The sequence below is a fragment of the Paraburkholderia sp. GAS333 genome (genome assembly GCF_050435665.1).
Classification (GTDB): Bacteria; Pseudomonadota; Gammaproteobacteria; order Burkholderiales; family Burkholderiaceae; genus Paraburkholderia; species Paraburkholderia fungorum_A.
In genome coordinates this window covers 1,054,153-1,074,567 of sequence record NZ_JBNDKS010000003.1, presented here as the reverse complement: position 1 = coordinate 1,074,567, position 20,415 = coordinate 1,054,153, and the positions used below count along the sequence as shown (strand labels likewise).

Sequence of the window (20,415 nt, the reverse complement as noted above, 5' to 3'; positions counted from 1 at the left end):
GATTCACGCGAATCGGATGCGTCGGGCTTGCCGGTCTGGTTAACTTCGGTAACACGAACTCGCGAGAACACGCCGGGCAACCGGCAAGCCGACACAAAGGAAACACAATGTTGCTGCATATTCCGAACGTACTGGATACAGAGCAGTTGCGCTTCGTGCGCGAGCGGCTCGACCAGGCGGGCGACGCCTGGGTGGATGGCCGCGCGACTGCCGGTTATCAAGGTGCGCCAGTCAAGCGCAACCAGCAGATCGCCGAGTATTCGCCGGTGGCGCGCGAACTCGGCGACGTGGTTGTCGCGTCGATCGAACGCAACCCGCTGTTCATCAGCGCGGTGCTGCCGAACCAGGTGTATCCGCCGCTGTTCAATCGTTACGAAGACGGCATGCATTTCGGCAGTCACGTCGACGGTGCGGTGCGGGTCTTGCCCAACGGCGTGAAACTGCGCACCGACGTATCGGCGACGCTGTTCATTTCCGATCCGGCCGATTACGACGGCGGCGAACTCGTCATCGAAGACACCTACGGCGTGCAGCAGGTGAAGCTGCCGGCGGGCGACATGATCGTCTACCCGGCCACCAGCCTGCATCAGATCACGCCGGTCACGCGCGGGGTTCGCGTCGCCAGTTTCTTCTGGGTGCAGAGCCTCGTGCGCAGCGACACGCAGCGCGCGTTGCTGTTCGATATGGACACCGCCATTCAACGTCTGAATGCAACCCACGCCGACGATGCTGCACGCCGCAGCCTGGTCGGCTGTTATCACAATCTATTGCGTACCTGGAGTGAAACGTGAGCGTACCCGAGACTATCGATCTTCAACCGCCTGCTGGCATGGAGCGCGCGGCGCGCGAGCCGCACCGGCTCGACAGCGACGAGCTGAAGTCGCGCCAGAAGCGCTCGCGGCGCGCGACCTTCGTCAAGTGGCTGCGCAAGGTGCACGGCTGGGTCGGTTTGTGGGGGGCGGTTTTAGGCCTGCTGTTCGGCACGACCGGGTTCTTTCTGAATCATCGGGGCGGCCCGCTCAGAGTGTCGACCGGCGAGCCGCAAGTGTCGTCGATGCAGGTGCCGGTGCCGCAACCCGCGCCGGACACGCCGCGCGAACTCGGCAAATGGCTCAAGCACGAACTCAAGCTGACGGGTAATCCGGGCCGCGTGCAGAAAGAGCCCGCGCATCCGGTTGCGTGGGGCGACCGCAGCGTCGTTCAGCCTGAACACTGGCAATTGAATTTCGCGTCGCCGCGTGAGAATACGTCGGTTGAATACTGGGTCGGCAATGGCTTTGTGACGGTCAAGCGCAGCGAGAACACCTTCCTCGCGATGCTGACGAACCTGCATAAAGGCGTCGGCCTGAGCGTCGGCTGGGTGCTGCTGATCGATACGCTTGCAGGCAGTCTGATTCTTCTGTCGCTCACCGGCGTTCTGCTGTGGACGGAGTTGAACAAGCGCAAGACGGTTGGCGTGGTGCTGGTGCTAGGGTCGATTGCGGCCGCCGTTTGCATGGCCACGATGTAAGAAAAGCCCGTTTTTAAGGCTGCGAAACCGGTCGGCGTGTGAGTTGCCTCATGAAAGCCCGATCGGGAAATTCGCCTCGTACGCACTCTTCGTCGAGGTATGTTTTACCGCGATTTTCCGGCTGCGCCGCGTCGTTCTCCGACGCGGCCAACGCGACCTGGCCGAAAACGCGCAAAACCTCGCAAATCCCCGCCGTATCGGGCGTTCACGCGCCGTCTCTCCTTCCTCCGCGATGCCGCTCCATGCGAGAATCGCGCTATATCTATGGCGTCGTTCTCGTTAGTGGTCCGTCGGACCCGGGCACCGCTTTTGCGACGCCGGTCCGCACGAATCGAATGCCGCCGCGTGAAGGAGATCGCGTTGAAAGAGCCGGACCGTTTCCTGCCTGATGCACCCCCCGCCGAAGTTGCCGCGCAGTCGTTTCTCGCGGGCGGCGGCGAACTGGGCGCATTGATCCGTGCTTATGACTGGAGCCGCACCGAACTCGGCGATCCCGACACCTGGCCGCAAGGACTGAAGATCGCGATCCGCATCATGCTCACGTCGCGGCAGCCGATCTGGATCGGCTGGGGCAAGGAGCTGCTCTACTTCTACAACGACCCGTATAAATCGATCATCGGTGGCAAGCATCCGGTTGCGCTTGGTCAGCCGACGCACGTCGTGTGGCGTGAAATCTGGTCCGACATCGAGCCGCTGCTGAACACTGCGCTCGCGGGTGCCGAAGGCATTTTCGTCGAGCAGAAGCTGCTCATCATGGAGCGCAACGGCTTTCCCGAAGAAACGTATTACACGTTCTCGTACAGCCCGATTCCCGGCGATGACGGCGAGCCCGGCGGCATCATCTGCGCGAATAGCGACGACACCGCGCGGGTGGTCGGCGAGCGGCAACTTGCGCTGCTGAAGGAACTCGCGGCGGCGAGTCCCGATGGACGCGACTGGCGCGAGGCATGTCAACTGAGCGCGGCGGCGCTACGCACCAATCCGCAAGACCTGCCGTTCGCGTTGCTTTACGCGGGCGCTCCGGGCAGCGATACGGTCACACTGGTCGGGGCAAGTGGCATCGTGCCGGGGCAGCCCGGCGCGCCCGAGTCGATGCGGCTCGAAGGCGACGATAGTGACGCGCCGTCATGGCCGGTCGCCGATGTGTTCAGGATTCAGGCGCCGCACATGGTGCGCGGTCTGACCGAGCGATTCGGTGCCGCGTTGCCGGCTGGCCCGTGGCATCTCGCGCCGGAGCAGGCGGTGATTCTGCCGGTGTCGGCGGGGAGCGAAACAGCGCATACGGTGGTGCTGGTCGCGGGTCTGAACCCGTGCCGTCTTTTCGACGATGCGTATCGCAGCTTCCTGAATCTGACGGCCGGTCAGATCGGCGCGGCGATCGGCTACGCGCAGGCTTACGAAGAGGAACGGCGGCGCGCGGAAGCGCTGGCCGAAATCGATCGCGCGAAGACGACGTTCTTCTCCAACATCAGCCACGAATTCCGCACGCCGTTAACGCTGATGCTCGGCCCGCTGGAGGAATTGCTGGCCAGGCCGCCGTTGCCCGTCAGCACGGACAACGACGCGCAACACGCTAACCCCGACGACCGCGCGTTGATCGAAATCACGCATCGCAACGGCTTGCGTTTGCTGAAACTCGTCAACGCGCTGCTCGATTTTTCGCGGATCGAAGCCGGGCGTATGCAGATTCATCCGCAGCCCACCGATATCGCGTCGTTCACCGCCGAACTCGCGTCGCTGTTCGAATCGGCGATTCAGGCGGCGGGCTTGCGGCTCGAATTGCAGATTCCGTCGCGGCCCGTCATCGCGCGACTCGACCGCGAGATGTGGGAAAAGGTCGTGATGAACCTGCTGTCGAACGCGTATAAGTTCACGTTCTTCGGCACGATCCGCGTGGCCGTGCAGGCTACGCAGAACGGTGGCGTCGAGGTCAGCGTGGCGGATAGCGGTATCGGCATTGCACAGGAAGAAGTGCCGCGCCTGTTCGAGCGCTTTCACCGTGTGGCGGGTGCGCCGGGCCGTTCCGTCGAAGGCAGCGGGATCGGACTCGCGATGGTCCAGGAACTCGTGAAGCTGCATGGCGGCACCGTGCGGGTCGACAGCGAATTGGGCAAGGGCGCTTGCTTTACCGTCACGTTGCCGCGCGTCGCGGTGCTGCCGCCAACCGGCGACGAAGCGGTGAATGCCGCGATGAGTCCGAACGCGCGAACCTATGTCGACGCCGCTTTGCGCTGGAGTCCCGAGAACGAAATTCTCGCCGAGGACGTGCCGCAAAACACCGCTGTGACGGCCGAATCGGCAAGCCCCGGAAGCGCGTCGGCAACGTCCGCGCGCGTGCTGGTTGTCGACGACAACGCCGATCTGCGCGAGTACATGAGCCGCATTCTGCGCGCAGCGGGCTACGACGTGCGCGTCGCCACCGACGGCGAAGCGGCGCTCGCGGCCGCGCGCGCGGAGCCGCCCGATCTGGTGCTGTCGGACGTGATGATGCCGCGCCTCGACGGCTTCGGACTGCTGCGCGAACTGCGCGCCGATCCGGTGTTGCGCGAGACGCCGGTGGTGATGCTGTCGGCGCGTGCGGGCGAAGAGGCGCGCGTCGATGGCATCGAGCAGGGTGCCGACGACTACCTGACCAAACCGTTTTCGTCGCGCGAATTGCTGGCGCGCGTGGCGGGCAATCTGCAACTCGCACGCTTGCGCCGCGAGACCGAAATGAAGCTGCGCGAGGAGTCGCGCACGCTCGAAATTCTCAACCGCGTCGGCTCGACCGTGGCCGCCGAACTCGACCTGAAGCGCGCCGTGCAGATCGTCACCGACGCCGCCACCGAACTCACCGGTGCCGCGTTCGGCTCGTTCTTCTACAACGTCCTCGACGAAAAGGGCGGCAGCTACATGCTGTACACGCTGTCCGGCGTACCGCAAGACACGTTCGAAAAATTTCCGATGCCGCGCAACACGGGCGTGTTCGCGCCGACCTTCGGCGGCGAAGGCATCGTCCGTTCCGACGACATCACGAAAGACCCTCGCTACGGCCACAACGCGCCGCATCGCGGCATGCCCGAGGGCCATCTGAAAGTGCGCAGCTATCTCGCCGCGCCAGTGCAGTCGCGCAATGGCGAAGTGGTGGGCGGGCTGTTTTTCGGTCACCCGGAAGTCGGCGTGTTCACCGAGCGCGCCGAGCGGATCGTCACCGGGATCGCCGCGCAGGCCGCAATCGCTATCGACAACGCGCGTCTGTACGAAGCCGCGCAGCGCGAGATCGCCGAGCGTACCCGGGCGCAAAGCGAGCTGCGCGATCTGAACGAAACGCTGGAGCGTCGCGTGATCGAAGCAGTCACCGACCGCGACCGGTTGTGGGAACTGAGCGAAGACCTGCTCGTGGTGGCCGATATCGAAGGGCGCCTGCAGCGCGTGAGTCCGTCGTGGAGCAGCATGCTCGGCCACAACCTGCACTGGCTGAAATCGCGTTCGTATGTGGAACTGGTGCATCCCGACGACCTCGGCATAGTCGGTATGCATCTGGCGGAACTGCGCCGCACGGGTGTGCCGGTGCGCTACGAAAACCGCGTCAGGCGGATCGACGGCACGTGGCGCTGGGTCGCGTGGACACTCGCGCTCGACCCCGACACCGAGCGCATTCACGGCGTGGGCCGCGACGTCACGGCCGACAAGGAAACGACCGAGGCGCTGCATCACGCCGAAGAAGCGCTGCGCATGGCGCAGAAAATGGAAGCGATCGGCAAGCTCACGGGCGGTGTCGCGCACGATTTCAACAATCTGCTGCAAGTGATCGGCGGCAATCTGCAGCTGCTCGCGAAAGACGTGGCCGGTTCCGAGAAACCCGAGCAGCGGGTGCGCAATGCGCTCGCCGGCGTCGCGCGCGGCGCGAATCTCGCGTCGCAATTGCTCGCGTTCGGGCGGCGTCAGCCGCTCGCGCCGAAGGTTGTCAACCTCGGCCGCTTCGTGCGCGGTCTCGACGACATGCTGCGGCGCGCGCTGGGCGACGGCGTCGAAATCGAAACCATCGTGTCGGGCGGGTTGTGGAATACGCTGGTCGATCCGTTCCAGGTCGAAAACGCGCTGCTGAATCTGGCGATCAATTCGCGCGACGCGATGACCGGCCACGGCCGGCTCACGATCGAGGCTGGCAACGCCGCGCTCGATGACGCCTACGCCAAACGCAACGCCGAGGTCACGCCGGGTCAGTACGTGATGCTGGCGGTCACGGATACGGGCGCGGGCATGTCGCCGGAAGTGCGTGAGCGTGTGTTCGAACCGTTCTTCACGACCAAGCCCGAAGGACAGGGCACCGGGCTCGGGTTGAGCATGGTGTACGGCTTCGTCAAGCAGTCGGGCGGCCACGTGAAGATCTACAGCGAACCGGGGCACGGCACCACGATCCGCGTGTATCTGCCGCGCGTGCGCGAAGAGGAAGACCTCGAAACGAATGTCGATGCCGGTCCCGCGAAGGGCGGTAGGGAAACGATCCTCGTCGCCGAGGATGACGAAGAAGTACGCACGACGGTGGTCGAGATGCTGTCCGATCTCGGTTATCGCGTGCTGAAAGCGAAGGATGCGCAAAGCGCGCTGGCGATCGTCGAAAGCGGCGTGCCGATCGACATTCTGTTCACCGACGTGGTAATGCCCGGCCCGTTGCGCAGTACCGAACTCGCGCGCAAGGCCCGCGAGCGTTTGCCGTCGATCGCGGTGCTGTTCACGTCGGGCTATACCGACAACGCGATCGTGCATTCGGGGCGGCTCGACGAAGGCATCGAGTTGCTCAGCAAGCCGTACACACACGAAGCGTTGGCGCGCAAGGTCCGCTATGTATTGCAGACGCAGAATCCGCAGGCAGCGGAGCTTGCCGAACTCGAGCAGGAGCGTTTGCAGATCGATCCACCGGTTACGTCGGCGAGTGCCGACAGCTTTACCCCTGAGGCACGCATGCGAATTTTGCTGGTTGAAGACGATGAACTGATCCGTGTCAGCACGGCCGAATTGCTACGCACCTTCGACTTCGACATTCTCGAAGCCGAAGGCGAGGAAGACGCGAAGCGAATACTCAGCGAGCACGCGATCAACGTGATGCTGACCGACGTAGGGCTGGCGGGCAAGTCGGGCGTCGATCTGGCAATGGACGTATGCCGTGAGCGGCCGGATCTGCGAGTGATCTTTCTGACCGGCTATGACCTCGTGCTGACGCCGGAGCAACGTGAGGTTTTGCCGCACGCTATCTCGCTGCGCAAACCTTACGAACTGACGCATCTGATCGACGCACTGAACGCGCCGCAGAGCTGAGATTCGCGGCCGCACCGGAGCGTGCAGGGCTGCGAGCGGAACCTCGCCCGCTCGCGCTAGAATTCTCGCAACCTTCAAGTTGCAGGCTCTGCCGGAATCCGCCGATGACCACCCCTGCCAATCCCGTCGACGCTGCGCTTATCACGCGGCGTTCGATCCGCGCGTTTCTTCCCACGCCGGTGCCGCGCGCCGAGATCGAGGCCATTCTCGAAGCCGCCGGCCGCGCGCCGTCCGGCACCAACACGCAGCCGTGGAAAGTCTATGTGGTGACGGGCGAATCGCTCGCGGGTCTTTCGCGCGATCTGCTCGCCGCTTACGACGATCCGCAACGCGACGCGCTGTATCACGAGGAATATCCGTACTATCCGCAGCGCTGGGTGTCGCCGTATCTCGACCGGCGGCGCAAGATCGGCTGGGACCTGTATGGGCTGCTCGGTATCGAAAAGGGCGACAAGGCGCGCATGCATCAACAGCACGCGCAGAACTACCGTTTCTTCGGTGCGCCGGTGGGTCTGTTCTTCACCATCGACCGCGTGCTGGAGCGCGGCAGCTGGCTCGACTACGGCATGTTCCTGCAGTCGATCATGACGGCGGCGCGCGGACGCGGACTCGATACGTGCCCGCAGGCCGCGTTCACGCAGTTTCATCGGGTGATTGGCGAGCACCTCAAGCTGGACGAAAACGAGCAACTGGTGTGCGGCATGTCGCTCGGTTACGCCGACGAACACGCGCTGGTCAACACATTGCGCACCGAACGCGAGCCGGTCGAACGGTTCGTGCGTTTCATCGAATAACCATAACCATTGCGCGCGCGAACAGCGCGCCCCCACCTTACCCGGACCACTATGATGAAAACATCGCGCCGTCAATTTCTGATGCTGGGTGCGGGCCTCGGCTCATCGCTCGTTTTAAATGGCACGGCATTCGCCGACGCGGCCAGCACGCTCAGCGAATCCGACCCGGCTGCGCAGGCAGTCGGCTATACGGAAGACGCATCGAAGGTCAATAAGGCGAAGTTCCCTACCTATGCGGCCGGACAAACGTGCGCAAGTTGCTCGCTGTTCCAGGGCAAGGCCACGGACGCATACGGCGGCTGCACGTTGTTCGGCACCAAACAGGTCGCGGCGCGGGGCTGGTGCAGTTCGTACTCGACAATGTGACGCCACAGCGCGTGCGGCCTCTGACAGGCTAGCCAAACACCTTCAGCACAAGCTCGTGCGAGCGGCCGATCCAGACGGCCGCATCGCGATGATCGCGCAATGCGTTGCCGGTATTCGGATGCATGAAAATATCGAGCGCGCCGTGGTTCAGCGTGAGCCAACCCACCACGTCCGCAAATTGCGTTTGCGTGAATTCGAGCTGAAACGACCACATGGGATGCGGCCCGACCGGTCGCTCATGGAAGCGGCCGATCTGCAGCTTGTCGTTCCAGAAGGCTTCGATCTGTTCGCGGAATGCCCATGCGGCGTCGCGGCTGGTCGAATCGAAATAGATGTGAGCATGCCAGCTTGAGATGGCAGAGGTGTCGCGAAGAGTCATTACAGGTCCATTGTCTATCTGGCTTTATCCGACATTCATTCTGCTTCAGTTTCCGCCGACGTGCGCGCCGCGCGCCTCATGTGAAACTGTGTCTCATCTTCGCCGACGATCTCGAAGCCGAGCCGATCGTACAGCCGTTTCGCGGGATTGCCCTTGAGCACCTTCAAGGTGACGGGCAATGCGTCGGCTTCGGCGGCACGCAGCACAACCCGTAGCGCGCGTTCGCCAATGCCGCGTCCTTGCAGCGCAGGCGAAATCTGGATTTGCACGACGACCCATTCGGCGTCCGTGCGATGCGCTTTCAGCAAACCGGCGGGCACGCCGTCGAGACATATCACCTGCGCTGCGTCGTAACGATGCAGCAGACGCGCGCGATGCGCGGCGTCGTCAGCCGGTTCGCCGACGCGCGTCAGGTGGCCGGTCATCGTGGCTTTGCGCAATGCGAACAGGAAGGCTTCGTCGGCGGGAATTGCCTGGCGCAGCGTGAGGTTGGGCTTCGGGTCGGACAAGTCGGTGATGTTCTGCACGGGTGGCTGATCCGGCTACCAGGCCGGTTAGTAAGAATGGTCGTGAATTGTCGTGTTGGCAGCGCTTTTTTACCACGGGCTCATGTTTCGCTCTCTCGATCAGGGCACCCGACGCGCCTGTGTGTTTCTTGCGCAGAAGGTCGTTTCCACGGGCCGTCGGCCGGTATCGGCATGCGGCGCGTCAGGCGCGGTGTGTGTTTGCGCGGTATCAGACAGAGCGAGACCGGCGCTTGAGTTCAGATCACGATATCAGGCGCGATACGGTTCGTACTCGTTGGCATGCGCTTTGCTTTTGCCTCACTCGCGCAGTGCCGGCACGCGCAGGTTAGAGATGTCGTACGCGAAACGTCGTACCTCCGAGGAACGGGGCCAACCCTGCATAAAAACGAAAAATGCTGAACACGAAACCACACACTGTCACGCGCGTAGTCGATGGCGAAGCCGTCACGCTCGTCTTTTACCCTGATACCGGGTGTCTGCGTTTTGCGGGTGCCCGAGGCGTCTGCCATGAATTGCGGCCGCCGCATTCATGGCTCGCGATGTCGGCCGCCGCACGCGGAAAATGCCGTGACGCGCAGGCGGTAACCCACGGTTTGAGCATGCTACTGGAAGACTTTTGCGCGAAGCGTCCGCGCTGGTTGAGCGGCCCGGAACGTGTGTCGGCTGATGAGGCTGCTTTCGAGCCTGCTCGTGAATCCGTTTTTGAGCGCGCTTGCGGCACCGCGCAGGAAGCGGTTCGCGAAGTGACGCGCGAGACCGCAGGCCAGTTCGCCGATTTGCGTATTCGTGCCACGGCGTAACGGTCGCGCTTGGCGCGTCGACCGATACGATTCGATGAACGTGTCTGCGGTTATATTCAGTTTTCCCGACGACGTTTCGTTTTACACGGCGGGCAGTTTTTTTGTGATCTAGCGAGGTGGGCCATGGAAGTAATCGAGCTTGAGCCTAGCGTCTCGGCAGATGGACGCGCAGTCGTTTTCCAGCTTTCGACGCGCGGACGGGACCTCGAATGCGCGGTCACGCGCGAGGCGTTGGAACAGCACTTCTGGTTGCAGCGCGGCGCGGGCGAGGCGCGCATCCTCAAGGCGTTCGCGGATGGCCGCAAGCGCATTACCGCGGTTGCCGAAAGAAAGATGCTGGCGCGTCCCGGCGAAAAAGTTTTGCTGACCATCAGCGATTTCGCGGCGCGTTGAGATCGATTGAACGCTTATTTCGCGCGTGTTTCCGGCGAAGTTTCTTGCCGATACAAGCGCTCTGAATGAAACGGGCGACCCGGCAATCGGGGCGCCCGTTTCATTCACATCTGACGAAATAGTGCTGTTACACCCATTCGTCAAATTAGCCTGCCAAACTCCCTCGTTTCGCCCAATTGCATTCGCGCGGTCGCGCATAAACTGTTTTCCATGGCGCGACAAATCACCGAGCTCCATCGGCGCGGTCTCCCCCCGCGTTGTTTTGAACCGTACCGTTGATGGCAGTTTGCCGCGGTTGTCGAGCGGCAGGGCAGTAGTGCAGTAGGAAGTAGAAGCAAGGTAAATAACGCGTCATTCATGCAATAGGCGCGAGATTAGCTGGGGGTTGTAGCAAAGGTGGTTGAAGGCGAAGGACCTGGTTTTAATACGAAGCACAGCAGTAAGTCAGTTAGCTCCGGTAATAAAGCTTTATGCAGTAGGGGTCGCAGTAACAGTAGCAATAGCGGTGAAAAGCAGTAACAGTATGAATCGGTCAGGCAGTACCGTTTGACAGTGCAGCAAGTAAATGTTTTTGCATTCGTAGTTTCACGTTGCAACAGCTTTGTTTAGTTTTGGTGGTTATAGGTCGGCAAGCATCCACGCGCGAGTACGACTGTTCCATCCTGTCAGACCCTGTTCCCTCACCGGAACAGGGTTTTTTTTCGTTCAGAATGCGTCGGATAGCTTGCATTCGGCAGAACCGTGCCGATATACAGTCATTGCACTTCGCGGATGGACGCACTTCGTTCGGCCCGTGAACCGCAACGTGCCACGCGTGAAAACAGAGCAACGAAGTTCGATAGTTCACGCCGGTATTAAAAGTTGCTTGCTTCGACGGCTTTGTGGACTCACATTAGAGGCCAGAGTCGCCGGTGCATCGGCGGCGTTTGTCATCGGAAACCACCGGAAAAGCGCCGGAATCCGCTGATAAAGCTGAGAGTTAGAGAAGGAGTCTGAAACAATATGTCCAGTAAATCGCGAGTCCGTAAGCCCCATCAGCCGGCCATGTCGCCGCTGCTGCGCGCGTTGACCTACAGCAGCACGTCGCACGAGCCGGTCACGTCGGCGATGCTGATGCAGAGCTACAGCGCCCTCGACGCATTCCGGCGCGGCCACGGATCGCGGAATCTGCACACCACGTTGAGCCGGCATTTGCTGGTGTCCCAAGAACTCGCGCGACTCGGCCTGGGCGACGAATTTCTCGCCGACATCGAGAGCGCGCATGCGGCGATGGTTCGACTCGACAAGCATGAGCACGACGGCGGCCTCTGGACCCTGGAAGACAGCGACTACGCGCGTCTGTGCACCGGATTGGCGATTCTCGACGGCCAGTTGTCCATTGCGTCGCTGAGCGAGATCGCGAGCGCGGAGGCGAGGATGATCGAGGGCTTGATGAGGTCCGCGAAAGTCCATGCGATTGCCGAAGCGGCGGTGTGAGTCGCACGGCGTGCGTGCCGTGACGTGGGTGCCGCAAGCCTGACACCGCAAACACCGTTTCAAGCGCGCAATTGAAAAACGCCCCGAGGGGCGTTTTTTTATGCGGCGATCAATCGTTGTACTGCGTCACATCGTAGTACTCGACGCCGCTCTGCCCACCTCCCAACTGAACCGCTCGCGAGCCGCCCGTGGTCAGCGCCGGGAACGGGCAATTCGTGCAACTCTGCACGCCCTGTTGATTGACGCCCGCACTCACCGTCGCCTGATACTGGCCGGTCGTGGTGTTAGCCGGCACGCCGACAAAGAAGCCATCGACCTGCGAAGTCGAACCGCTCGCGACAGCGGCAGCCTGAATCTGCACCGACGTCACCGGATACGCGACATCCGCGCCATTCACGAGACTCGACCACGTGAGGCTCATCGCGTATTGCGTGCCGGCCAGCGAACCGCTCGGCGTCAGGAACTCGGTGGCGATGTCCGACAGCAGCGTCGGCCATTCGACCGTGCTGCCCGCCGCCGCATTCAGCGGACTGCCCGGATTGACGATCGACGACTGGCCCAGTTGCGCACCGTTCTGGTCGTAGAAGGTGACCGTGTAGGTCGAATAGAGCGGCACGGTGCTCGCGTCGACCGATGTTGCCGCGTAGGAGCCGCTCGTGGTCGGCGCCGTGAAACTCGCCGACGACGACAGCGACTTCCATGACCAGTTATACGACTCCGTATTGCTCGTGGTCGTGGCCGGGGTGACAGGCGCGGCGCTCAACACCGCGTCCGATAGCCCCAGCTTGCTGCTGCCCAGTGCGACGCGCGGCATCAGCCAGACCGGCGACGCGAGGCCCGGACCCGTCACCGAAGCCGAATAGACCGTCGGATTCAGCGCCGTCGGAATCGAGATCGCGAGACCCGACTCGTAGCGGTTCACGTCGGCGAGGCGCGTGTCGAGGAACGTGCGGCGCTGGATCTGCGAGTTGATCGCGGCGGCGAATTGCGACTGGTTGCCGATCAGATCCCACGTGAGTTGCGAGCCGCTCGCGAGCGTCACCGGCGTGGCGAGCGGTTGCGCGATGCTGAAAAGCGCACCGCCGACGCCGCTTGCGAGCGTGAACGGCAACTGCACGAGCGCGAGTTGCTTGCCGTTGCGCGTGAAGAAAGCCAGCGTTTTCGGCGAACCGAAGACCGCGCCGGTGAAGGCCGCTTCCGTCGACGCGTGCCCGATGGCGAGATCGGCGGAACCGTTTTCGAGGAACGCGGAATCGATCGCGGGCGAGCACGACGTATTGAGCGCGCCGTTTGCCGCGCAGGCAGTCAGCAGCGAAGCGAGAGGTTCGAGGTAGTTGGCCGCGACCGTGGGCGCGACCAGCGTCGTCGACGAAGTGGTTTTCGTGTTCAACGCGATGGTGGTGCCGGGCGCGGCGTTCGATACCAGCATCGAGCCGCCGTTGGCCGCCGCAACGACCGACACCGTGTCGATGACCGCGTCCACGCCCGTGTGGTTAGGCGTGAACGCCGCACCAACCGGATCGAAGCCCGCCGACGTCACGCCGTTCTGCGTGAAAATGTTGGCGAGGATCGTGTCGAGCGTGATGGTCGCGAGTTGCACGGACGGCACGGTTACTGCCGCAAGTTTGGACGTGGTCGCGAGGTCGGCCGGATTGCCGGAAGTGGTCAGCATGGCGGCGAGCGCGGTGGTCAACGTCGTGACGTTGACGGTGGCGGTCGCCTTGCTCGGCAACTGCGCCAGCACCGCCGACAACGGCGCCGAGATGCCGCGCGCATCGGTGGCGACGAATAGGAGCGGCGCGGTCATGCCCTTCACCGACATCGTGTACGCGCCTTGGGCGTCGGTGGTCGCGGTGGCCTGGGTGCCGGTGGCATCGGTCAGCGTGACAGTCGCGCCGGCCAGTGGGCCGCCCGTCGCCACCGTGCCGCCGACCGAGGTCGTGGTCACCGTCGACGACGAACCCGACGACGGGTCGGAACTGTCGCCGCTACAGGCGCTGAGTTGCAGGAAGGCAAAAGCCACGGCGGCTGCGATGCCGGTGCGCACTGACGTTCGATGCATGAATTTCCCCGATACCCGGATTATTTGATTCGCGTGCTGATTGCGTGCAATACCGGCAGATTTTGCCGAATAAGGATGCCTGGCTATGCCGCGTGGCGTGGTCGGCGCTAATGCGGATTATCCAGTGTGACTAAAAGATAAAACGGCAATTTCACGGCGAGCTTTAGCGAGTTCGGAGAATACTTCAAAGCGGCGTTAATGTGTCGGACGACAAATGTTAATGCGCGCTCTAAATGGCGCTGACGAGTCTCCGTAAGAAAACGCCATTAACCGCTGAACGAGGTTTGCCGCAGCCAGAAGCGCTTGCTAGACTGCCTTTCGCCTGGCCGCTGTCGTTGTCTTTTTTGGCGCCGTCGTTGGCGTATTGGCGACAGATAGCCCGGCTCCTGCACGACGTCCGCTTTAGCGGCGCGATCAATTTGGAGACGCCATGTCTTATCTGCTGCTCATCGTCGAACCCCCGAATCAACGGATCGAACGCGGCGAGGCGAAAGGCCGCGAAGTCTACGCCCAGATGGCCGACTTTGCCGCCGGTCTGAAGGAGCGCGGCAAGCTGCTGGCGGTCGAATCGCTCGTTTCACAGAACGACGCCGTGCGCGTGCAGGTTCGCGACGGTCAGCCGAAATTCCTCGATGGACCCTTCGCCGAGGCCAAGGAAATGATCGGCGGGTTTTTCCTGCTCGATTGCGAAACCCGGCAAGAAGCGGTCGAGATCGCGCAGGCGTGTCCTGCGGCGTCATGGTGCACCGTCGAAGTTCGCAAGGTCGGGCCATGCTTCATCTGAAGTCGCGCTTTAAAGGGCGATCGGTTTAAGGGTTTTGCCTGGTCGGTCGATTCGGGTGTCGATCCGGCTGCGCGCCGCTCGTCGTGTGAGTAAGGGGCCAGCCAGAGAACGCGGCTCCTCACCTCACGACGACAAGGAGAAGTGGCGATGCGTTTCATGATCCTCGTAAAAGCGACGGCCGCCAGCGAAGCCGGCGAAATGCCCGACGTCTCGCTGATTGCGGCAATGGGCGCGTATCACCAGCAACTGGCGAACGCCGGCGTGCTACTCGACGCCACCGGATTGCAGCCGAGTTCGAAGGGCTGGCGCATTCGCTACAGCGGCGGCCAGCGCACGGTGGTCGACGGGCCGTTCCCGGAGACCCAGGAACTGCTCGCCGGTTACACGTTGATTCAGGTGCGCTCACGCGAGGAAGCGATGGAGTGGGCGCGGCGCTTTCCCGCGCCGTTCGGCGAAGGCGCCGATGGGGAGATCGAGGTGCGTCAGTTGTTCGAACTCGACGATTTCGAGTCCGGTCCGGAGATAGAACGGTTTCGCGATCTTGAAGCGACGCGACGCGAATAGCGTTGCCAGCAAACGGTGCCCCGATTCAGCTCGCGCTCAAAGGACTCCATCATGCACAAGCAGATTTACGTCAATCTCGCCGTCGACAATCTCGACCGCTCGAAAGCGTTTTTCAGCGCGATCGGCTTCCGCTTCGATCCGCAATTCACCAATGCGCAGGCCGCGTGTCTGATCCTCGGCGACAACATTTACGCGATGCTGCTGGTCAAGCATCTGTTTGGGTCGTTCACGCGCAAGGCGCTCTGCGACCCGCGTGAGAGCACCGAGGCGCTGGTGGGTTTGTCGTGCGAAAGCCGTGGCGAGGTGGACGCGCTGGTCGCGAAGGCGCTCGCCGCCGGTGGTTCCGTGCCGCGCGCGCCGCAGGATTTCGGCTTCATGTACGGGCACGGTTTCGAGGACATCGACGGCCACATCTGGGAGTTGATCCATATGGACCCGGACGCGCACGCCGCGGCTCAGGCGGCCGCTCAGGTGACAGGCTAGGCTGTGACGGTACTGGCCACCCATCGTGCCATCGAGGCAGTCTGGCGGATCGAATCCGCCAAGGTCATCGCCCACGTCGCGCGGATCGTGCGCGATGTCGGGCTCGCCGAGGAACTGGCGCAGGACGCGCTGGTGTCCGCGCTCGAACATTGGCCGGACGCGGGCGTGCCCGACAATCCGGGAGCATGGCTAATGGCGACCGCGAAGAACCGCGCGCTCGACCGCTTGCGCCAGGAAGCGCTGCATGCGCGCAAACGCGAAGAGCTGGGTCACGATCTCGACGCGCAGGAGGCGCATCTCGTCCCCGATTTCGTCGATGCGCTCGATGCCGCGCGGGCCGACGACATCGGCGACGATCTGCTGCGGTTGGTGTTCACCGCGTGTCACCCCGTGCTGTCGACGGATGCGCGGGTCGCGCTGACGCTGCGCCTGCTCGGCGGCCTCACCACCGATGAAATCGCCCGCGCATTCCTGGTGCCCGAGCCGACCATCGCGCAACGAATCGTGCGCGCCAAACGCACGTTGTCGGCGGCGAAAGTGCCGTTCGATGTGCCGCAGGCGGACGCGCGCGCGCCGCGTCTCGCGTCGGTTCTGCAGGTGATCTATCTGATTTTCAACGAAGGTTATTCGGCGACCGCCGGCGACGACTGGATGCGTCCCGCGCTCTGCGAGGAGGCGCTGCGGCTGGGGCGCGTGCTCAGCGGTCTGGTGCCGGACGAGAGCGAAGCGCACGGCCTCGTCGCGCTGATGGAGATTCAGGCGTCGCGCACGCGTGCGAGGACCGACGCGCAGGGGCGTCCGGTGCTGCTGCTCGATCAGGACCGCAGCCGCTGGGACCCGCTGCTGATTCGTCGCGGTCTCGCCGCACTCGGCAACGCGTATGCGCTAGGCGGCGCGGGCGGTCCGTATGCGTTGCAGGCCGCGCTGGCCGCGTGTCATGCGCGCGCCCGCCGTGCCGAAGATACCGACTGGGTGCAGATCGTCGCGTTATACGACGCGCTGTTGCAGGTCACACCGTCGCCGGTGGTCGCGTTGAATCGCGCGGTGGCGGTGGGGATGGCGTTCGGCCCGGCAGCCGGTCTGGACATCGCCGATGCGCTCGCCGACGATGCCGCGCTTGCCAATTACCACTGGTTGCCGAGCGTGCGCGGCGATCTGCTGGTCAAGCTGGGCCGGCTGGACGAAGCGCGCGCCGAGTTCGAGCGCGCCGCATCGATGACGCGTAACGCTCGCGAGCGCGAGTTGCTGCTCGAACGCGTGCGCGACCTCGAGCATTGAAACGCGGCCGCATCTGAAGCAGCCGCGTAGCGTCAACTAGCGGATCAGTTGACGCACGCCCAACGCGACGATCAACCCACCGCATATCCGGTCGACCCACGCCTTGCTGCGCCGGTACGCCGATGCGATTCGCGAATGCGACAGCGTCAGCGCGACAAAGCCGTACCAGCTACCCGCCGTCACGCAGACCATGCCGAGCATCGCGGCAAACGTGCCGATGCTCACATGCGCCGGTGCAGCCGACGAGAACACGGCGGCGAAAAACGCCATCGATTTCGGGTTCGCGATATTGGTCGCGAAGCCTTGAGCGAACGACTGACGGAAGCCGCCTGCGGGCGCGTCAACGCTCGGCGCCGGTTTTCCCGCCGACGCGTTGAAGATCAACCGTCCGCCGAACCAGATCAGATAAGCGGCGCCGGCCACTTTCACCGCCAGCGCGAGCCACGGAAACGCGGCGAATACGATGCCCACGCCGAGAATCGCGCAACTCGCCCAGAACAGATTGACCAGCACGATGCCCGCGACCACCGCGAGCGCTTCGAGTCGCGTCGCCGACGCCGCCTTGTGCGCGACCGCGACGAAGTTCGGACCGGGAATCACGACACCGGCGATGTACACGGAGAAAACGCCTAGAACGGCGGAACCATCGATCACAGCACACTCCTTAAGTCGGACCTATGACGCCACGCGGAAAGCAGCGGCGCGCGCACGTCGTTATCCGCGTGACGCGTCACAGGCCGAAAAACGCAACGGCGGCGGTGACCACGCCCGCTGCCGCCACACCGAACGACAGGTTGCGCATCCAGTTCTTGCGCGTCAGCAGCGTGATCGCGCACAGCGCAATCGCGACCTGGATCAGCAGCGTGGCCTGCGCCCAGCGATGGTGGCCGTGCAGCAGCGCTTCGCTGTGGGCGTCGTTATCGAGCACTTCCTTCTCGATCTCCTCGGCCTTCGCGCGGATCGGCGCTTTCTGCTGCTTGTATTTATCGACATCCGCGAGAAATTTGGTGTGCGCGTCGCTGTTGTTCGCCGACAATGCCGCGCCGAGTTCCGCGAGGTTTTCCTTCTCGCCCTTGGCCTGATAGTAGTTCCACTGGTTCGACGCTTCGGTCTTCTTGATCGCGGCTTCGTTCTTGTAGAACAGCGCCAGATTTTCGGCGTTGCCGCTCTGGTACGCACACAGCGCGCCGATCGTCGCGAGGATCGCCGTCATCACGGCCATGCGGCTCGCAAACGGGTCCGCGTCGTGATGACCGGCGTGTTCAACCGCATGGTCGTGCAGACCGTGCACTTCGTATTCTTCAGACATCCGATTCTCCGAGGCAATGCTTTTCTTGTGGCCGGGCTGGGCACCTGTGCGTAGCGCGCAAGGTGAGCGAACCGGCGGGGCTCAATCTTAGCGTGTGAGCACCGTGGATGGAAAAGCCGCGAGTTTGGAGAGCGGATCGCCGCCGAGGTTCAGTGCGATCGACGGCGGGTTTCAGCGGGCGGGCATGCAACGCGGCATCGTCGCCGTGTTCAATGAAGGCCCGTCGCGAACCACGTCCGCACGAACGGAATCAGATGCTCCCCGGCGAGCATACCGAGCAGCCCGACCAGCGCGACGGTCGGCGGCGCGGGCGACTTTACTTCCATCACGCTGTAAATCAGGCCGACCACGACGCCCGCAGCCAGCGAAACCAGATACGCTTTCATGTTCGTTGTATCCCTTTGAGAAGGCGGTTCGTTACGGGTAACGCCCGCCGTTCGCTTTGGCCATTACATACGGATGACGACGCGTCCGCGCGTGCCGGCGGCCACGGCCTGATACGCGTCGCGGGCCCGTTCAAGCGGGAATTCCTGCGCGATCGCCGGCCCGGTCAGCTTGCCGCTTTCGAAGCCTTCGACCAGCGCCGTCATCAGCGGGGCCGATTCGGCGACGCCGAGTTTCGCGCTGTCCACGCCGAGCAACTGTGTCTCGTTGTGATAGAAATCGATCAGGTCGAACTCGACGCGGCGCTTCCCCGTTCCGCTGATCTCCAGCACGCGGCCACGGCGTTTGACGAGACTCAGCGCGGTCTCGAAGGCGACCCCGCCGACGGTGTCGTACACCACGTCCGCGCCTTCGCCATTAGTCAGCGCACGCAGCTTGTCGGTGACGTTTTCGTCGAACGGAACGTAGTCGTCGATCAACCGGCCTGCCGGGGTAGCCGCATCGAGCGGATGACGGTCGACCGCGATCACGCGAGCACCGCGCGCTTTCGCAATCTGCACGACCGCCCCGCCGACACCGCCGCCCGCGCCGATCACCGCGATGGTTTCGCCCGCTTGCAGATGCGCGTACTCGACCGTGCCGAGCCACGCAACCACGAAGTTCACGCCAATCGCGGACGCGGCGGCGTGGCTCAGCGTGGCCGGTTTGCGCGACAGCGCCGCGAGCGGAATCTTGATGAACTCGGCGTGCGTGCCGTCGCGGGTGAAGCCGATGTCGCCGCCCGTGCCCCACACTTCTGCGCCGAGCCATGCTTGCGGGCCGTCCACGACCACGCCGCTGAAGTCGCGGCCCGGCACGCGCGGCAACGTGGTGTGCTCGAAATGACCGGATACGTTTTTGACGTCGCTCGGATTGACCGATGCCGCCACGACGCGGACGACCGCGCTGTCCGCGTCGGCCTGGGGAGTGGGCAGATCGACGTAATCGAGTACGTCGGGGCTGCCGGAAGACTTGAACTGAATCGCTTTCATCGTGCGTGGCTCCTGATGGAATTGGCTGGATGCAATGACCGCATTGACTGTGTTTGTGCGGTGAATTAAGCGTCAGTCTAGGTGACCGGCGAAAAGGTATCAGGACAAAGGTTTTCGAATTTCGGACAAAAAGGGACGGGAAGGAATGGCTAGTCGGCCAGCCCGGCCGAAGCCGCCTCGCTCAACGTGCCGCCCGGATCGAAGCCGGTCGGCGGCGCACCGAGTTCACGCCGGAACATGTCGCTGAAACTGCTCGGCTGAAACCCCAGCGACCGCGCGATGCTGCTCACCGACCGTCCTTCAGCGAGCCATGACACGGCTACCGCGAGTTGCACCTGCCGCCGCCATTCCGCGAAACCGATGCCCAGCTCGCGCGTAAAGAGCCGCGCCAACGTCCGCACGCTCGCGCCAGCGGAGGCCGCGTGTTGCTCGAAGCTGATTTCAATCGACGGATTCCCGATCACCGCGCGGCATAGGGCTTCGAGCCGCCGGTCCGACGCGTCGGGCAGCGCGATGCGCAGCGACGAGCGCGGTGCGTGCGCGAGCTCCAGCATTGCAAGGCGGTAGGCGGCGTCGAGATAGACCTGATCGCGGGCACGGCTGTCCTCGTGTTCCGCGATCGACGTAATCAGCTCGCGCAGCAGGCCGTTGACCTCGAACACGTCGCTGCGCCGGCTCAGGTGGCCGACTGTGCGCTCGTGGAAATAGATGTTGCGCATCTCCACGTCGCTCATCATGTGGATCGAGTGGAGCGTGCCCGCGGGCAGCCATACCGCGCGCTGCGGCGGCACGACCAGCGCTTCGCGGCCGACCTCGACCCACATCACCCCCGACACCGCGTACAGCACCTGCGCCCACGTATGCGAGTGAGGATCGATGCGCAGCCCGCGCGAATAATGCCGCGCTAGCGAGCGGGCATCGGCGTCGTCGTCGAGTTGGGGAGGGCGGGCTTTGGGCACGGCGAGTCGGAACGCGCT

20 protein-coding genes are annotated in these 20,415 nt (G+C 63.4%); 12 read left to right on the top strand and 8 right to left on the bottom strand.

Annotated elements, in window-relative coordinates; translation table 11 throughout:
• Positions 1-107: 107 nt before the first annotated feature.
• The 5 genes from ABH945_RS20595 (at position 108) to ABH945_RS20575 (ending at position 7,968) form a co-directional block, all read left to right on the top strand.
• Positions 108-791, top strand: coding sequence for a Fe2+-dependent dioxygenase (locus ABH945_RS20595; protein ID WP_074770813.1), 684 nt, complete (start codon positions 108-110; stop codon positions 789-791).
• Positions 788-1,510 carry a PepSY-associated TM helix domain-containing protein gene (locus tag ABH945_RS20590; RefSeq protein WP_074770812.1) on the top strand — a complete coding sequence of 241 codons (723 nt, stop codon included), beginning with the start codon at positions 788-790 and terminating at the stop codon, positions 1,508-1,510. The genes ABH945_RS20595 and ABH945_RS20590 overlap by 4 nt, the downstream gene beginning before the upstream one ends.
• Positions 1,511-1,870: 360 nt before the next feature.
• Positions 1,871-6,808 (top strand): response regulator, encoded by a 4,938-nt coding sequence (locus ABH945_RS20585; RefSeq protein ID WP_429251737.1) that lies wholly within the window; start codon positions 1,871-1,873, stop codon positions 6,806-6,808.
• 104 nt (positions 6,809-6,912) lie between these two features.
• Positions 6,913-7,602 (top strand): nitroreductase, encoded by a 690-nt coding sequence (locus tag ABH945_RS20580; protein WP_074770811.1) that lies wholly within the window; start codon positions 6,913-6,915, stop codon positions 7,600-7,602.
• Between the two features lie 54 nt (positions 7,603-7,656).
• Positions 7,657-7,968: a high-potential iron-sulfur protein gene (locus tag ABH945_RS20575; RefSeq protein ID WP_074771244.1), complete on the top strand. Its 312-nt coding sequence runs from the start codon at positions 7,657-7,659 to the stop codon at positions 7,966-7,968.
• Between the two features lie 28 nt (positions 7,969-7,996).
• Here the strand turns inward: ABH945_RS20575 and ABH945_RS20570 are convergent, their stop codons facing one another.
• Both ABH945_RS20570 and ABH945_RS20565 read right to left on the bottom strand, forming a co-directional pair.
• A complete protein-coding gene (locus ABH945_RS20570) occupies positions 7,997-8,347 on the bottom strand; it encodes a DOPA 4,5-dioxygenase family protein (protein WP_074770810.1) in 351 nt (116 codons plus the stop codon).
• Positions 8,348-8,382: 35 nt separating this feature from the next.
• On the bottom strand, positions 8,383-8,874 hold the full coding sequence (locus ABH945_RS20565) for a GNAT family N-acetyltransferase (RefSeq protein ID WP_429251736.1): 492 nt from the start codon (positions 8,872-8,874) through the stop codon (positions 8,383-8,385).
• Between the two features lie 392 nt (positions 8,875-9,266).
• On the opposite strand from ABH945_RS20565, the gene ABH945_RS20560 reads away from it, so the two are divergent.
• From ABH945_RS20560 to ABH945_RS20550, 3 genes are all read left to right on the top strand, one after another.
• Positions 9,267-9,674 (top strand): hypothetical protein, encoded by a 408-nt coding sequence (locus tag ABH945_RS20560; RefSeq protein ID WP_429251735.1) that lies wholly within the window; start codon positions 9,267-9,269, stop codon positions 9,672-9,674.
• Between the two features lie 123 nt (positions 9,675-9,797).
• A complete protein-coding gene (locus tag ABH945_RS20555; RefSeq protein WP_429251734.1) occupies positions 9,798-10,067 on the top strand; it encodes a DUF1488 domain-containing protein in 270 nt (89 codons plus the stop codon).
• A gap of 1,002 nt (positions 10,068-11,069) precedes the next feature.
• Positions 11,070-11,543: a hypothetical protein gene (locus ABH945_RS20550; protein ID WP_429251733.1), complete on the top strand. Its 474-nt coding sequence runs from the start codon at positions 11,070-11,072 to the stop codon at positions 11,541-11,543.
• 109 nt (positions 11,544-11,652) lie between these two features.
• Here the strand turns inward: ABH945_RS20550 and ABH945_RS20545 are convergent, their stop codons facing one another.
• Complete coding sequence (locus ABH945_RS20545; protein ID WP_429251732.1) at positions 11,653-13,605, bottom strand: hypothetical protein; 1,953 nt, start codon at positions 13,603-13,605, stop codon at positions 11,653-11,655.
• 430 nt (positions 13,606-14,035) lie between these two features.
• Between ABH945_RS20545 and ABH945_RS20540 the strand changes: the two genes are divergently transcribed.
• The 4 genes from ABH945_RS20540 to ABH945_RS20525 all read left to right on the top strand — a co-directional run bounded on the left by ABH945_RS20540 (position 14,036) and on the right by ABH945_RS20525 (position 16,714).
• Positions 14,036-14,389, top strand: a complete 354-nt coding sequence (locus tag ABH945_RS20540; RefSeq protein WP_429251731.1) for a YciI family protein — start codon at positions 14,036-14,038, stop codon at positions 14,387-14,389.
• Positions 14,390-14,536: 147 nt separating this feature from the next.
• On the top strand, positions 14,537-14,953 hold the full coding sequence (locus ABH945_RS20535) for a YciI family protein (protein WP_074770803.1): 417 nt from the start codon (positions 14,537-14,539) through the stop codon (positions 14,951-14,953).
• A gap of 51 nt (positions 14,954-15,004) precedes the next feature.
• The gene (locus ABH945_RS20530; protein WP_074770802.1) at positions 15,005-15,436 is read left to right on the top strand and encodes a VOC family protein; all 432 of its coding nucleotides are present in this window, start codon (positions 15,005-15,007) and stop codon (positions 15,434-15,436) included.
• Between the two features lie 3 nt (positions 15,437-15,439).
• Positions 15,440-16,714: an RNA polymerase sigma factor gene (locus ABH945_RS20525; RefSeq protein WP_429251730.1), complete on the top strand. Its 1,275-nt coding sequence runs from the start codon at positions 15,440-15,442 to the stop codon at positions 16,712-16,714.
• 36 nt (positions 16,715-16,750) lie between these two features.
• Here the strand turns inward: ABH945_RS20525 and ABH945_RS20520 are convergent, their stop codons facing one another.
• From ABH945_RS20520 to ABH945_RS20500, 5 genes are all read right to left on the bottom strand, one after another.
• A complete protein-coding gene (locus tag ABH945_RS20520) occupies positions 16,751-17,368 on the bottom strand; it encodes a LysE family translocator (protein WP_429251729.1) in 618 nt (205 codons plus the stop codon).
• Positions 17,369-17,444: 76 nt separating this feature from the next.
• A complete protein-coding gene (locus ABH945_RS20515; protein ID WP_074770799.1) occupies positions 17,445-18,023 on the bottom strand; it encodes a DUF4337 domain-containing protein in 579 nt (192 codons plus the stop codon).
• A gap of 209 nt (positions 18,024-18,232) precedes the next feature.
• The gene (locus tag ABH945_RS20510) at positions 18,233-18,409 is read right to left on the bottom strand and encodes a DUF1427 family protein (protein WP_074770798.1); all 177 of its coding nucleotides are present in this window, start codon (positions 18,407-18,409) and stop codon (positions 18,233-18,235) included.
• Between the two features lie 63 nt (positions 18,410-18,472).
• Positions 18,473-19,438 carry a quinone oxidoreductase family protein gene (locus ABH945_RS20505; RefSeq protein ID WP_429251728.1) on the bottom strand — a complete coding sequence of 322 codons (966 nt, stop codon included), beginning with the start codon at positions 19,436-19,438 and terminating at the stop codon, positions 18,473-18,475.
• A gap of 149 nt (positions 19,439-19,587) precedes the next feature.
• Positions 19,588-20,397 (bottom strand): AraC family transcriptional regulator, encoded by an 810-nt coding sequence (locus ABH945_RS20500; protein WP_429251727.1) that lies wholly within the window; start codon positions 20,395-20,397, stop codon positions 19,588-19,590.
• Positions 20,398-20,415 lie beyond the last annotated feature (18 nt).

Coding starts and splice junctions, on each gene's coding strand:
- ABH945_RS20515 (WP_074770799.1), bottom strand. CDS start 18,023: ATGTCTGAAGAATACGAAGTGCACGGTCTGCACGACCATGCGGTTGAA.
- ABH945_RS20560 (WP_429251735.1), top strand. CDS start 9,267: ATGCTGAACACGAAACCACACACTGTCACGCGCGTAGTCGATGGCGAA.
- ABH945_RS20595 (WP_074770813.1), top strand. CDS start 108: ATGTTGCTGCATATTCCGAACGTACTGGATACAGAGCAGTTGCGCTTC.
- ABH945_RS20555 (WP_429251734.1), top strand. CDS start 9,798: ATGGAAGTAATCGAGCTTGAGCCTAGCGTCTCGGCAGATGGACGCGCA.
- ABH945_RS20510 (WP_074770798.1), bottom strand. CDS start 18,409: ATGAAAGCGTATCTGGTTTCGCTGGCTGCGGGCGTCGTGGTCGGCCTG.
- ABH945_RS20575 (WP_074771244.1), top strand. CDS start 7,657: ATGAAAACATCGCGCCGTCAATTTCTGATGCTGGGTGCGGGCCTCGGC.
- ABH945_RS20570 (WP_074770810.1), bottom strand. CDS start 8,347: ATGACTCTTCGCGACACCTCTGCCATCTCAAGCTGGCATGCTCACATC.
- ABH945_RS20530 (WP_074770802.1), top strand. CDS start 15,005: ATGCACAAGCAGATTTACGTCAATCTCGCCGTCGACAATCTCGACCGC.
- ABH945_RS20540 (WP_429251731.1), top strand. CDS start 14,036: ATGTCTTATCTGCTGCTCATCGTCGAACCCCCGAATCAACGGATCGAA.
- ABH945_RS20545 (WP_429251732.1), bottom strand. CDS start 13,605: ATGCATCGAACGTCAGTGCGCACCGGCATCGCAGCCGCCGTGGCTTTT.
- ABH945_RS20535 (WP_074770803.1), top strand. CDS start 14,537: ATGCGTTTCATGATCCTCGTAAAAGCGACGGCCGCCAGCGAAGCCGGC.
- ABH945_RS20505 (WP_429251728.1), bottom strand. CDS start 19,438: ATGAAAGCGATTCAGTTCAAGTCTTCCGGCAGCCCCGACGTACTCGAT.
- ABH945_RS20580 (WP_074770811.1), top strand. CDS start 6,913: ATGACCACCCCTGCCAATCCCGTCGACGCTGCGCTTATCACGCGGCGT.
- ABH945_RS20550 (WP_429251733.1), top strand. CDS start 11,070: ATGTCCAGTAAATCGCGAGTCCGTAAGCCCCATCAGCCGGCCATGTCG.